Below are 14,207 nucleotides of genomic sequence, written 5' to 3' on the forward strand. Positions count from 1 at the left end.
AGGCATGTGCGTTTTCAGACAAAATTAATGGTATTCATATCCCTTCTAGTGCTAGTCGTTACCGGACTGTTGGGATTATCCTTGCGCTATATGATTACCTCCGCCTTGTATGAAGAGATTGGGAAAAGGGCGCTGACCGTAGCCAATACGCTTGCGGTAGATGCACAGGTCAGGGATGCTCTAGAACAGACCGATACAACGCAACTACGTGCGCGGATCAACGAGGCAGTGAAGCCCGTTCAAGCCAGCAGCGGGGCTGATTTTATTACAATTGCAGATCGTCATCTCATTCGTCAATGGCATGTTAACCTGGAACGCATCGGACAGCCTATGATGGACCCGCTGAATACTAAGGTGCTGCAAGGGCAGTCCTTTATTACGGAATCCACCGGCTCTCTCGGACCGTCACTGCGAGCCAAAACCGCAGTCTATAATGAACAAGGCCAAGCTATCGGACTCGTTTCTGTAGGTTTTCTGATGACAGATGTGGCGCAAAATATTCGTACATACACATATACATGGCTATGGTTCATGATAGGCGCGCTGATGATCGGCATATTAGGAAGTTTGGTTATAGCACGACGGGTACGGCGCGAACTGCATGGGCTGGAGCCAGTAGAGATTGGACGGTTGTATCAGGAAAAGCAAGCCATTCTCGAATCCATAGGCGAAGGGATTATCGCGGTTAATAGCAGTGGACAAGTCACACTTGCCAATCCACAAGCCGTTCGTTTGCTGGGCCTTCCCCCGGAAACTAGCCTCTATGGATGCGAGCTTCGTCACTTGGCGGGCGCCGCAGATCAGCTGGCAGATGTGCTTGCTACAGATTTTATCGAGAAGAATCCAAGCATGAAGCCCGATCAGGAACAGAACGTATTCAATGAAGAAATTGAGATCCAACAACGAGTCGTAGTCGTCAGCCGTGTGCCGATCAAGGATCGATTTGGACGAATGCTGGGCACGGTTGCCAGTCTGCGCGACAAAACAGAGCTGCTTCGCATGACGCGGCAGTTGACGGAGGTCAAGGATTATGTGGATGTGCTGCGATCACAAACACATGAATATACCAATCGGCTATATCTCATATCCGGTCTGATTCAGTTGGAGTGTTATGACGAAGCAGTGGACTTTATTACTCAGGAATCGGAGGAGTATCGTGTACATCGTTTCGTTTCCTCTTCTCTTTCACCTGATTCAATCATCGCCAGCCTGCTGATCAGCAAGAAAAAACAGGCGTTGGAAAAAGGGATTGTACTCCATTCATATATTAAAGGAGCATTTTCAACTCCGTCTCCTACGTTGGAGTGGTCGCTTCTTGCTGCCATTGCCGGAAACCTGCTGGACAATGCTATGGAAGCAGTTGCAATAGGCTCTATACCTGACGGACAGGTATGGTTCCGGCTAGAAGAAATGACTGAAGCCATCATCGTCGAAGTTGCAGATAATGGATCGGGTATTTCAGAGGATATCCGGGAAAAACTGTTCGTTAAGGGAGCATCAACCAAAGCAGAGGCAGGACACGGATATGGCCTCGCTCTCGTGCAGGAGTACACCGAACGAATGAGTGGCTCCATAAAAGTACATGAACGGCCTGGTGGTGGTAGCATTTTTGAAGTATACATTCCTTTAAATAGGTCAGACACGGGGAGCAATAATGCAAAAGGAGGTTACGTCCATGAATGAGCGGGTTTTATCGGACATTGAGGTTCTTATTATTGAAGATGATCCGCGAATTGCGGAGATTAACCGACGATTTATTGAAAAGGTGGACGGGTTCACTGTATGTGCAATAGCAACGAACGAATTTGAGGCAAAGCTTCAACTAGATGTTCTGCGCCCGTCTTTAGCCGTGCTGGATGTTTATTTTCCCGATACGAATGGTCTAACCCTGCTATCGTTCATCAAGCAACACTATCCGGGTACAGATGTCATTATGCTGACTGCCGCCAAAGAAGCTGAAACTGTGGTACAAGCGGTTCGCGCAGGCGTATTTGATTTTATCGTAAAGCCGCTCGTATTCGAAAGATTGCGAGCGACCTTAGAGGAATATGCCCGTTTTCGCCGCCAAGTCACAACATGGCAAGAGGAACAATCTACGGTGGAGCAATCGGAAATTGACCGTCTACTACAAAGCGCAGGCACGGGTCGGATGACGGGTAACGGAGTCGGAGAGCTATGGGCCAAAGGCATTGATAAAGTCACTTGCGAAAAGGTGCTTGATCTCCTGAATCGACAAGGTGAGGTTACTACGGGTACAGTGGGAATTGAGCTAGGTATGAGCCGATCTACCGCTAGAAGGTATCTGGAGTACTTAGTGGAAAGTGGCGATGCGCACCATGATCAGGTATACGGGACCGTCGGCAGACCGGAGCGTATCTATCGCAGACGGCAGGAAAATGCATAATCCCCGAATTTTGCTGCCAGGTCTGTCCTTTCCGCGCTCCTCGTTGCTTGTGACTTTTATGAACTTAATTCATTTAATAGACTAAAATGGTTTAAATGATCACATTATTTACGTCCCTCTTCCCGGTTGCTAGAATGGTCAACAGTTAGTTAATTGATAATGATTATCAGTTTCTCTGGTAAGCATATTTGGAACGGGGGACAATACATGGCAACACCAAAACAGCCACTACCACTACGCACAGGCATGCTGCTTGCAGCGATTCTGGTACTACTGACAGCCGTTATGGCGGGATGTGGAGGCCAATCACAAAATAATAACGCAGCAGCTCCTCAAGCCACAGGCGATACTCGAATCATTAAACATGAGATGGGAGAAACCAAAGTTACAGGTAAACCCAAAAGAATCGTAACGCTGGAGTTCTCTTTTGTCGATGCCACTACTCGACTGGGCATCACACCTGTCGGCATTGCTCAGGAAAATGATGATGATATCGATGGTCTGCTTGGCAAAAAAATCGACTTTACACCTGTCGGCACACGCAAACAGCCGAACCTGGAAACGATCAGCTCCTTGAAACCCGATTTGATTATTGCTGATCTAAACCGTCATAAGAGCATATACAAAGAACTAAGTGAAATTGCTCCTACCATTGTTCTTAAGAGCCGCAATTCCTCTTATGAACAAAACCTGGCATCCTTCGGCGTTATCGCTGACGCGTTGGGTGAGAAGGAAAAGGGTGAGCAAATTCTCGCAGCACATAAAGCTACCATGGCAAAGCTGAAAGAAGGCATCCAAGCTGGTGAGTCACGTAGCGTATTGCTTGGGGTATTCCGTTCGGATTCACTATCGGCTCACGGCGCTTCATCTTTTGATGGACAACTGCTGGAGCAAGCAGGCATCCACAATGCGCTTCAAAATACAAGCGAGCCTACAGTCAAGCTGACACTGGAGCAGATTGCACAAGCTGATCCAGATGTGATCTTCTTGGTGGAAGCCGATGAGAAGCTGCTTGCGGAATGGAAGCAAAATCCGTTATGGCAAAACATTACGGCCGTGAAAAAAGGGGAAGTTTACGAAGTAAACCGGGCACTGTGGACCCGGTACCGTGGACTCGGCTCTGCCGAGAAAATACTGGAGCAAGCGATTTCGCTTCTGTATCCCGCGCAAAATAAAGGAGACGGCTCCCGTTGATCGGACAAGCCTTACGCGACCGGCTAAATAAGCCGGTCGTCTTTGCACTTCTATTCGCGCTGCTGGCTGGACTGCTGCTGAGCGTGGCAATTGGCCCAGTCAGGATGGATATCCCCACCATGCTGACTGCGCTGTTCACCGAGCATCCGTCCAAGGATCAGCTCATTATCTTGACGATACGCCTACCACGTGCCGTCATTGGCCTGATCGTCGGCGCCGGGCTTGCCGTGGCCGGAGCGCTGATGCAGGCTATCACACGCAATCCGCTGGCTTCGCCGCAGGTTTTTGGAGTCAGCTCTGGTGCTTCGCTGGCTGTCGTTCTGTCGGTCGTGCTGCTGCCGAATATCGGGTCGTCCGGCAGCATTTATTTTGCTTTTGCCGGAGCGATCGCAGGCGGCTCCTTCGTATATGCGCTGGCCGGAACGGCGGGCATGACGCCAGTCAAGTTGGCCCTTGCTGGGATGGCAGTGCATCTGCTGCTGGCCTCTGTCACTCAGGGACTGCTCGTGTTTAACGAGCAAATATCCGATGTACTGTATTGGCTCGCCGGAGCCATCGACGGGTCCACTTGGGCCGATACGCGGCTGGTACTGCCATGGTTCGCCATGGGTATGATCCTTGCGCTGGCGCTGGCCCCCTCGCTATCTGTGCTTAGCCTCGGTACAGAGGTGGCACAGGGATTGGGACAAAACGTACGTCTTGTCCGCTTATTGGCCTCAGCCTCAGTTATTATGCTGGCAGGCTCTGCTGTAGCGGTAGCCGGGTCCATCGGCTTCGTGGGCTTAATGGTGCCGAATATCATCAAGGTGTTTACAGGCGATAATTACAAACGGGTCATCCCCTTGTCTGCAATCTGCGGAGCTCTGCTGCTGACATATGCAGACGTGCTTGGGCGGTTTATTGCCTTCCCTTATGAATCGCCTGTCGGTATTGTAACTGCGCTGGTGGGCGCGCCCTTCTTTTTATATCTGGCTCACAAGAACGGGAGGGTTTCACGATGAAAAGGCTATGGATTTTACTTGTGCTTATGTTGGGTGTTTCTTTTATTGCTATTGGCATGGGTAGCACCTACATTACACCCTCTGAGCTGATCACGGCGCTGACTGACCGAAATGCCTCTTCCTGGTTCATCGTTCACCATTATCGCCTGCCTCGTGGCCTGCTGGCCGTCATGGCTGGTGCTGGTCTTGCAGTAGCTGGCGTGCTGCTGCAAGGTATGATCCGCAATCCTCTGGCTTCGCCGGACGTGGTGGGTGTGTCCAAGGGAGCCGGCTTTGCAGCGGTTCTCGTCATCGTGCTGCTCCCCTCCTCCCCCGTGGCGCTACTGCCTGTAGCTGCCTTTGTCGGTGCCGGATTAGCTGCACTACTGCTCGTACAGCTTTCGATGAAGGGAGGCATGCGTCCTAACATGCTAGCCTTAACCGGGCTGGCGGTAGGTGCTATTTTTCAGGCTGCAACCGATTATATTCTGGTCAAATATCCACTTGAAGCCAGCGATACGCTGACTTGGCTAGCTGGAAGTCTGTGGGGCAAAGGCTGGGATGAAGTATATGGACTTTTGCCGTGGTTAATTGTATTGCTACCTCTCGCCTATACGCTACAGCGCAAGCTGGATATTATGGGCCTGGATGAGGAAAGCTCCGCTGGCTTGGGACTTAGCGTGAAGCGTATGCGCACAGGACTGCTGGCCGTATCCGTGGCCTTAGCTGCTTCCTGTGTCGCTGCCATCGGCTCCATCGGCTTTTTAGGACTGCTGGCACCACATCTGGCACGGCGGTTGTTTGGTAATCGCCACCGTTATCTATTGCCCGGCGCAGCGATGATCGGTGCCCTGATTCTCGTCCTTGCCGATGCGCTCGGACGGGGGCTGAAGCCTCCGCTCGAGATTCCCGCTGGCATCGTGACAGCCGTGATTGGTGCGCCTTATTTCCTGTATCTCTTGCTGCGGGAACGCAAGCAAAAAGGCAGCGGATAAAGGACAAATTATTCAGTACAGCTAAACGCTGCACGATAACGTAGCGTTTAGCTGCATTACCTCCCCACCTGTACACCGATCTCAGATAACATAAAAAAAAAGAGCCCTCCTGTATATAACACAGGCTGACTCTCCTCACCCCTCACCACTTACGCTGGATAGGGTACTTCTGTTCCATTCAAAATGAGATGCATCCGAATTTCCGCTTTTAAGGAGTCGGATACTGCACAATATTTTTCCTTCCCCATCTGAATCGCTTTCCATACGCGGTAATCTGGAATATCTCCATCTACGTGGAATGTCAGATCAATCGCTGTAAAGCCTGTCGGCATTTCTTCCTTGCGCGTACCTTCTGCGTCAATATCGATGCGAGTAATGTCCGACAAGAAACGATCCAAAATCATCGTAATATCAATGCCCATACATCCCGCCAGACCCGCCAACAGCAGTTCCATCGGTGTCATCCCTTTACCATCACCGCCATAAGCCGCCGTAGCATCCATCCCAACGGAATAACCGGATGGTCCCTCCGAAGTAAACGCGCGTTTGCCGTGCCAAGTTGTAGATACTTTCATGTTCAATTGCCTTCTTTCCCTCTTAATAATCTATGATTTATCCTCGATCTTACTTTAAAATTCACTGATTTGGCGTAAAAATTTCTGTGTTCTCTCATGCTGGGGAGTGTCAAAAAACGCCTGTGGCGCTGCCTCCTCCAAAATGATACCATCTGCCATAAATACGACCTTGTCCGCCACCTCGCGAGCAAATTTCATCTCATGAGTAACGACGACCATTGTCATTCCGTCTTGAGCCAACTCTCGCATAACACCCAGCACTTCCCCTACCAGCTCGGGATCAAGCGCCGATGTCGGCTCGTCGAACAGCATAATCGCCGGGTCCATCGCCAGCGCACGCGCAATGGCTACTCGTTGCTGTTGTCCACCAGACAGACGTGAAGGATGTACATCCTGCTTGTCCGATAACCCCACCCGCTCCAACAACCGTTGTCCGATGGACATAGCCTTGTCGCGCGGCATTTTTTTTACTGTCAGCAGTCCTTCAATGACATTGCCGATTGCGGTTTTGTGCGGATACAGATTGAATTGCTGGAACACCATCCCTGTCTGTTTGCGAATCTCACGAATGGCTGCTTGGCGGACACGAACGGGAGCCGTAGCATCGACCTCAATCCCATTCACCTCAAACTTGCCGGAAGACAGCTCTTCCAGACCGTTCAGGCAGCGCAGCAAGGTACTTTTACCTGAACCGCTCGGGCCGAGTAATACGACGATTTCACGAGCGGCAACCTGAAAATCAATGCTTTTCAGAACCTCTACCTGTCCGAATCGTTTACCTAATCCGTTAGTTGTTATCATCATCTATCATCTCCACCTTAATAAGCTCGAGCCAGACGCTTTTCCACCCGCTCCAGTATAGCGGAGAATCCAATGCTCATAATCCAGTACATCAGGCCAATTTCGAGCAGAAACGGCATGTAAAGCAAATACTGCGCCTGTAAAAGCTGTGCCTGCCGCATCAATTCACTGACCCCGATAAACGACACCAGCGACGTTTCTTTAAGCATACCTACAAATGTATTCCCCATCGGTGCAATTGCGATCCGTACCGCCTGAGGAAGAATAATACGCCACATCGTTTGACCGGGCGACATTCCCGTTGCATAAGCTGCCTCGGTCTGTCCCTGGGGTACAGCTAAAATAGCTCCACGGAACGTCTCCGATAAGTACGCCCCTGTATTAATGCTAAGTGCCAGACAAGCAGCTGTAAGCGATCCAAATGATATTCCATAATCATCCAGTCCATAATAAATGACTGCAATCTGCACCAAAACCGGCGTCCCCCGAATGATCGATACATACATGCGCGCCAGCCATCGAACAGGTCGATTCCCCTTCAACCGGGCCACAGCAACAATCAAACCAATGATTAGGCCAAAAAACATAGAGACAATCGTAATATATAGCGTATAATAAGCGCCCTTCAATAAAAAAGGCACGTTCTCCCACATTAATTCAAGCATCGGTTATATTCCCTTCTTTCAGACGAGTGGCCCCATGTCAGCATAAAAGCCAAGACTGGAGCCAGACGCCTGTAACAGGCTTACGTTATTCTTTTGGCTCCTCGCCAAACCATTTTTTGAAAATTGTTTTGTAAGTGCCGTCTTCCTTCATTTCCTTCAGAGCCTTGTTCAAGGCTTCCTTCAGCTCAGGAGTTTTCTGGTTAATAGCTACAGCCGCCTGATCCGATTTAATCGGCTCGCCTACAGCTTTAATTTGAAATCCGTTTTTGTCGATAATGGGCTTAAGAGCATACAGATTGTTAATGGTTGCATCAATACGACCAGAGTTTAGATCCTTCAATGAAGTAATGACATCATCATATGTTTTGATCTCAAAATCGCCTACCTTTGGCAGCACTTCGTTGCGCAGATAAGACTCATCATTTGTTCCCAAGCCGACACCAATCGTTTTGCCTTTAAAGTCTTCCAACGTCGTAATGTCATTGGTTTTACTGTTCACGATAATATTCACATTATTGGTGATATAGGGATCTGTGAAGTCAATGGCCTTCTTACGATCCTCTGTAATCGCCACCTGGCTAACCACTGCATCGAATTTTTTCTTTTGCAAACTTGGAATCAGTCCCGAAAATTCTTGTGCCGTGAACTCCGCTTTTACTCCAATCCGTTTCGCCAATTCTTTGGCAATATCCACATCAAACCCGTCCAACTCCTTGTTGTCGTTCAAGAAATTGTACGGCGGGTAAGTACCCATCATGCCTACCTTCATTACACCAGCCTTCTTGATGGCTTCGAGCTGATTGGCGGCTGCCTCGTTACTGCTGCCTGCTCCATTGCTAGTATTCGAAGCTTCTGGCTTTGTACCGCAAGCGCTCAGCACAAGGCTAAACAATGCCAGAGCCATGAGTGTGGTCACCAAGAATCCTTTTTTACGTGTTTTCATGTATCGTTCTCTCCTGTCTAGATGTAAATGTTTAAGTTTGTATGTGTAATTGGGCTATATTATTTGTTGCCCATACTCATTCATGCGATGTTGACGTCTAGCTTTGGCCTAATAGCCCGTAAAATTCAAAATTAGCAGCCTCTTCTGCCAATCTTGTAGCGGATACCTGCTTGATGTGGTCATGTGTTCCCTCTGAACCGAATAGCCAGCGTATAATGACACCTTCAATCATGCTCATGAGTAGTGCTGCCCTTAATTCGACATCTAATTCGGCAGGCAACATGTTCAGCTCGATCGCTCGCTCCATATTGCGCCGGAATGCAAGCTCCATCGCAGTCCTTGTTTCACGGATGCTCTGCCTCACTGGTTCATCGACACCACTGCCGATCAGCAGCAAACCCATCAGATAACGGTTCTCGAATGCAAAATGAAATAGCCGAACAAACAGCGCTTCCGATGCCTTAACCATATCAGCCAGTGTTCCCGCTTCACGGCGATACCCCTGCCCGATCGCTGACAAAAGCTGTTCACGACCTGTAGCGATAATCTCCAGCGCCAAGGCCTCTTTACTTTTAAAATGCCAATAAAATGTGCCTTGAGCTACTCCTGCCTCCACCACGATATCTGAAATCTTCGTTTGGTGATAACCCTGCTCAGCGAACCGCTTTAACGCAATGTGAAGAAGCTGTGTTCTGCGGTCTGTTTCTTCTCCCCCGTGGTCAACAGGTGAGTCATTCGAAAGGGTTTTGGGCTGCTTCGCCTTGCGTGGCTGCATGGGTTTCCTCCTCCCGATTGATCAGTCAGTCAGTTTTGTATTTTTAATCCTATAGGATAAGTATACTTTTGTCAAACGAAAAAAGAGGACCTCCAAAGAGGTCCTCTGTATCCTATATATTGCTGTTATAGCAATGCTTTTGCCGCAATGTCTGTACGGTTTTGCTTGCCTTCAAAGGTAATATGAGCAGCCTGTTCGTAAGCTTTGTCCCGTGCCTCGGCAATGTCACGTCCCAAACCAACCACGCCTAACACGCGTCCGCCGTTCGTTACCCACTCACCCTGTTCGTTGATGCCTGTTCCGGCATGGAAGACGATAGCTTCGTTTGCCTGGTCCAGTCCGTGGATAGGTACTCCTTTGGCGTAAGCTGCAGGATAACCTCCGGATGCCAGTACCACACACACCGCAGCTTCATCCTTCCACTCGATCTCTACCTGATCCAGCGTGCCGTTCACAGCAGCGAGAAAAATATCGAGCAAATCGGATTGTAGTCGAGGCAATACGACTTGTGTTTCTGGATCACCAAAACGTGCATTAAACTCAATGGTCTTCGGCTTGCCGTCCGGCGAAATCATCAGTCCAGCAAATAAAACACCACGGAACGGGCGTCCTTCAGCAACCATAGCCTTGGCCGTCGGCTTAATAATCGTCTCAATGGCTTCCTCAATAATGGAATTGGCTATGTGAGGCAGCGGGGAATATGTTCCCATGCCACCTGTGTTCGGTCCTTTGTCACCATCAAAAACCGGCTTGTGATCTTGCGCCGCTGCCATCGGCCGTACCGTTTCACCGTCAACAAAGGAAAGAATCGACATTTCCTGTCCAGCGAGGAACTCCTCGATCACGACCTGTGCGCCCGCTTCTCCAAATACCTTTGCCACCATAATATCGGACAGCGCCTTTTCCGCTTCCTCCATCGAGTAAGCGACTGTCACGCCTTTGCCTGCTGCCAGTCCGTCGGCCTTAATGACCACCGGAATAGGCTGTTCCTTTAAGTAGGCATGTGCTTCCTCATAGGTATAAAATTTGCGATAGGTTGCTGTCGGAATTTGATATTTATGCAGCAAATCTTTCATAAAGATTTTGCTACCTTCAATTTCCGCTGCATTTTTACGCGGTCCGAATACTGGGATGCCTTTGGCTTCAAAGGCATCCACAATGCCGTCTGCCAGCGGATCATCGGGGCCTACCACGACCAGTCCGACTTTTTTGGATTCCGCCAGTTCTGTCAGCGCGTCAAACTCACTCACCGGAATCGGCACACACTCCGCTAATTGTCCAATACCAGCATTACCTGGCGCACAATAGATTTGTCCGGCCTTGGGGCTTTTCTTCAGCGCCCACACAATTGCATGTTCGCGACCGCCCCCTCCGATAACCAAAATATCCATTCAGGTGATTCCTCCCGCTCCCAGTATGATCGTTCAGGTGTGCTGCATCCACAACTCACGCAACTTAGTGCTTGAAATGACGTACGCCCGTAAAGACCATAGCAATGCCATATTCGTTAGCAACCTTGATGGATTCTTCGTCTTTGATAGAGCCACCCGGCTGAATGACTGCCGTGATACCTGCTTTAGCTGCCAACTCCAGCGTATCGCCCATCGGGAAATATGCATCCGATGCCAGTACGGCACCTTTTGCTTTGTCACCGGCCTGCTCGATTGCAATCTTGGCTGCTCCGACACGGTTCATTTGTCCTGCGCCTACGCCAACGGTCATATTATCTGCCGCCAATACAATGGCGTTGGATTTCACATGCTTAACCACTTTCCAGCTAAACAAAAGTTGTTTCAGTTCCTCCTCGGATGGCGCACGCTCTGTTACAACCGTAAGTGCATCCGGGTCTACAGCATGAACGTCATTTTGCTGAACAACCATGCCACCTTCAATGGAAGTCACGACGAAACGGCTCTTCGCCTCAGACGGGGAAAGCTCACCCAGATCAAGCAAACGGATATTTTTCTTTTTCGTTAAAATCTCCAATGCTTCTTTCGTGAAGCCCGGTGCCAATATAATTTCCAGAAAGATTTCACTCAGCTTGTTCGCTGTATCACCATCAATAATCCGGTTAGCCGCGACGATGCCGCCAAAAATCGAAGTTGGATCTGCTGCGTAAGCTTTGCTGTACGCTTCATAAATACTGCCGCCAATTCCCACACCGCAAGGATTCATATGCTTAACTGCAACTACTGTAGGCTCGCTGAATTCTTTGACGATTTGCAGGGCTGCATTAGCATCATTGATATTATTGTAAGACAACTCTTTACCGTGAAGTTGCTTTGCTGTTGTCAGTGTACCCTTGACCGCCAATGGCTCACGGTAAAACGCAGCCTGTTGATGAGGATTTTCGCCATAACGCAAATCCTGAATTTTTTCATAGGTTACAGTGTAACGCTCAGGCAGCGGATCACCTGTCACATTCGACAAATAATCGGAAATCAAAGCGTCGTATGACGCCGTATGACGGAACACTTTTGCAGCCAAACGCTTACGAGTATTCAGTTCCGTGTCGCCATCCTTACGTATTTCCTCCAGTACAGTGCTATAGTCATCAGCATCGACCACTACACTGACAAAAGCATGGTTTTTTGCCGCAGAACGAAGCATCGTTGGACCGCCGATGTCGATATTTTCAATCGCGTCCTCATAGGTTACACCGGGTTTGGCGATCGTTTCCGCAAAAGGATACAGGTTCACAACGACCAGATCGATATAATCCAATCCAAGCTCCTTCATCTGGCGCTGATGCTCTTCATTATCCCGAACAGCCAGCAAACCGCTGTGTACCGCAGGGTGGAGTGTTTTAACACGTCCATCCATAATTTCTGGAAATCCCGTTACCTCTGAAATACCGATAACAGGAATGCCCTCCTTCGACAGCAAACTGCTCGTTCCTCCTGTCGAAACGATCTCCACACCCAATTTGGACAACTCACGGCAAAACTCTACGATTCCCCGTTTATCTGATACGCTGACGAGCGCTCTTTTAATACTCACCCTGTCTCCTCCTTTAGCTCTTTCAGAATTTTGCAAATTTCTCTTCTATCAATTTATTTCCCGAGAAATATCGGAAAATGCCTGTACAGTATCCTTGTTAGGACAATGATATGACAAATTACAGTTATCTTTAGAGAAGTGAGTTCACCTTGCGGCCATTCAATTGTATTTTGCCTTGGGCCAGTCTGCCAACTACCTCAGGATATAGCTGACGTTCCACGGATTGAATAGCTGCGGATAAGGATTCCGCTGTATCATGATCGTGAACTTCCACGACACGTTGGGCAATAATCGCACCAGTATCCATCCCCCCGTCCACAAAATGGACGGTGACCCCACTTACCTTGACCCCATAGGCTAATGCCTGTCCAATAGCATCTTTCCCTGGAAATGCCGGAAGCAGCGACGGATGAATATTAATGATTTTCCCAGCGTACGCATCAACCATGACACTTGATAGCAAACGCATATAGCCTGCTAACACGATGAGATCAATCGATTTCTGCTCCAGCAAAGCCACTAATTCACGCTCATAGTCTTCTCGGGCAGGATAATCTTTAGGACGAAAAGTATGACAGGCAATTCCAGCTTTTTGTGCTCTAGCTACAGCAGGAGCCGCAGGCTTGTCACAGATGAGCAGTTCTACCGAGGCGCCGCCCAGTTCACCCCGCGCGGCCGCATCCACCAAAGACTGAAAGTTCGTCCCTTCGCCTGATGCAAAAACAGCAATCCGGTACTCGTTCATTACACCTCGGCTCCTGTAAAGGTCACGATAGAGCTGCCTTCCGTTACTTTTCCGATCACATACGCAGCTTCACCCTGTTCCTTCAGAACTTCCAGTGCGGTCTGTGCGTGCTCTGCACCGACAACGATCACCATTCCAATCCCCATATTGAAAGTCGTGAACATGTCTTTGTTGGAGATTTCGCCTTTTTCCTGCATGAGCTGGAAGATCGGAAGAATCGGCCAAGTGCCGTATTGTATATCCACATTGACGTGATCCGGTAACACTCTAGGGATATTTTCAATAAAACCGCCACCAGTGATATGCGCCATGCCTTTTACTTTTACCTTATCCAGCAATGCCAACACAGATTTCACATAAATTTTCGTAGGCTCCAGCAGTACATCGCCCAGTTTGCCATTCAAGCCTTCGATTTCATCATGCAAATCATAACCTTGCTGTTCCAATAACAGCTTGCGAACTAGGGAGAAACCATTACTGTGAACGCCACTGGAAGCTAGTCCGATTACGGTATCTCCAGGAGCAATGGAACTGCCGTTAATGATTTTGCTTTTATCTACAATCCCTACCGTGAATCCGGCAATATCATATTCGCCCTCGCTGTACATCCCCGGCATTTCTGCGGTTTCACCGCCGACCAACGCACAACCTGACTGGTGACAGCCCTCGGCAATACCGGCGACAATCGCTTCGATTTTCTCAGGTATAACCTTGTCACAGGCGAGATAATCGAGAAAAAAGAGTGGCTCCGCGCCCCCTACGACAATGTCGTTTACGCACATCGCAACTGCATCAATGCCGATGGTGTCATGACGATCCATTGCGAAAGCAAGCTTCAGCTTCGTGCCGACACCGTCAGTACCAGACACAAGTACAGGCTCCTCGTACTTATCTTTATTCAGGCCGAACAATGCACCGAATCCGCCCAAGTCCGTGAGCACTTCCGGACGGAAGGTACGTTTAACGTGCTTTTTCATCCGTTCTACTGCTTCATTACCAGCAGCGATATCTACCCCTGCGTTTTTGTATGCTTCGGACATTCATGAACACTCCTTCAAATGATTGACCCTCCTAAGTCCTCCCTAGCAGGGAGGATTCCATGGGGCTACTCCCCCTGGACCCCTCAAGAG

14 protein-coding genes are annotated in these 14,207 nt (G+C 49.2%); 5 read left to right on the forward strand and 9 right to left on the reverse strand.

Features of this window, described 5'->3' with window-relative positions; translation table 11 throughout:
• Positions 1–6 precede the first annotated feature (6 nt).
• The 5 genes from ACU1JV_RS09315 to ACU1JV_RS09335 all read left to right on the forward strand — a co-directional run bounded on the left by ACU1JV_RS09315 (position 7) and on the right by ACU1JV_RS09335 (position 5,573).
• Positions 7–1,683, forward strand: a complete 1,677-nt coding sequence (locus ACU1JV_RS09315; RefSeq protein WP_413985591.1) for an ATP-binding protein — start codon at positions 7–9, stop codon at positions 1,681–1,683.
• Complete coding sequence (locus ACU1JV_RS09320; protein WP_013369490.1) at positions 1,676–2,404, forward strand: response regulator; 729 nt, start codon at positions 1,676–1,678, stop codon at positions 2,402–2,404. The genes ACU1JV_RS09315 and ACU1JV_RS09320 overlap by 8 nt, the downstream gene beginning before the upstream one ends.
• Positions 2,405–2,611: 207 nt before the next feature.
• Entirely contained in the window at positions 2,612–3,598 is a 987-nt protein-coding gene (locus ACU1JV_RS09325) for an ABC transporter substrate-binding protein (protein ID WP_064962587.1), read from the forward strand.
• Positions 3,595–4,599 carry a FecCD family ABC transporter permease gene (locus ACU1JV_RS09330; protein ID WP_413985590.1) on the forward strand — a complete coding sequence of 335 codons (1,005 nt, stop codon included), beginning with the start codon at positions 3,595–3,597 and terminating at the stop codon, positions 4,597–4,599. Before ACU1JV_RS09325 ends, ACU1JV_RS09330 begins: the two co-directional genes overlap by 4 nt.
• Entirely contained in the window at positions 4,596–5,573 is a 978-nt protein-coding gene (locus tag ACU1JV_RS09335) for a FecCD family ABC transporter permease (protein WP_413985589.1), read from the forward strand. The genes ACU1JV_RS09330 and ACU1JV_RS09335 overlap by 4 nt, the downstream gene beginning before the upstream one ends.
• A gap of 149 nt (positions 5,574–5,722) precedes the next feature.
• On the opposite strand, the gene ACU1JV_RS09340 is transcribed toward ACU1JV_RS09335, so the two are convergent.
• From ACU1JV_RS09340 to purM, 9 genes are all read right to left on the reverse strand, one after another.
• Positions 5,723–6,148 carry an OsmC family protein gene (locus ACU1JV_RS09340; protein ID WP_023987060.1) on the reverse strand — a complete coding sequence of 142 codons (426 nt, stop codon included), beginning with the start codon at positions 6,146–6,148 and terminating at the stop codon, positions 5,723–5,725.
• Positions 6,149–6,202: 54 nt separating this feature from the next.
• On the reverse strand, positions 6,203–6,952 hold the full coding sequence (locus ACU1JV_RS09345) for an amino acid ABC transporter ATP-binding protein (protein WP_013308809.1): 750 nt from the start codon (positions 6,950–6,952) through the stop codon (positions 6,203–6,205).
• Positions 6,953–6,966: 14 nt separating this feature from the next.
• Positions 6,967–7,614 carry an amino acid ABC transporter permease gene (locus ACU1JV_RS09350; RefSeq protein WP_069291124.1) on the reverse strand — a complete coding sequence of 216 codons (648 nt, stop codon included), beginning with the start codon at positions 7,612–7,614 and terminating at the stop codon, positions 6,967–6,969.
• An 85-nt stretch (positions 7,615–7,699) separates the two neighbouring features.
• The gene (locus tag ACU1JV_RS09355) at positions 7,700–8,557 is read right to left on the reverse strand and encodes a transporter substrate-binding domain-containing protein (protein ID WP_040102110.1); all 858 of its coding nucleotides are present in this window, start codon (positions 8,555–8,557) and stop codon (positions 7,700–7,702) included.
• 97 nt (positions 8,558–8,654) lie between these two features.
• Entirely contained in the window at positions 8,655–9,332 is a 678-nt protein-coding gene (locus ACU1JV_RS09360; RefSeq protein WP_413985588.1) for a TetR/AcrR family transcriptional regulator, read from the reverse strand.
• Positions 9,333–9,457: 125 nt separating this feature from the next.
• Entirely contained in the window at positions 9,458–10,723 is a 1,266-nt protein-coding gene (gene purD / locus ACU1JV_RS09365; protein ID WP_013369481.1) for a phosphoribosylamine--glycine ligase, read from the reverse strand.
• Between the two features lie 64 nt (positions 10,724–10,787).
• On the reverse strand, positions 10,788–12,332 hold the full coding sequence (gene purH / locus ACU1JV_RS09370) for a bifunctional phosphoribosylaminoimidazolecarboxamide formyltransferase/IMP cyclohydrolase (RefSeq protein ID WP_013369480.1): 1,545 nt from the start codon (positions 12,330–12,332) through the stop codon (positions 10,788–10,790).
• 130 nt (positions 12,333–12,462) lie between these two features.
• A complete protein-coding gene (gene purN, locus ACU1JV_RS09375) occupies positions 12,463–13,077 on the reverse strand; it encodes a phosphoribosylglycinamide formyltransferase (protein WP_413985587.1) in 615 nt (204 codons plus the stop codon).
• On the reverse strand, positions 13,077–14,117 hold the full coding sequence (purM, locus tag ACU1JV_RS09380) for a phosphoribosylformylglycinamidine cyclo-ligase (protein WP_025675375.1): 1,041 nt from the start codon (positions 14,115–14,117) through the stop codon (positions 13,077–13,079). Before purM ends, purN begins: the two co-directional genes overlap by 1 nt.
• Positions 14,118–14,207: the final 90 nt, after the last annotated feature.

This window comes from Paenibacillus sp. T2-29 (genome assembly GCF_052921365.1).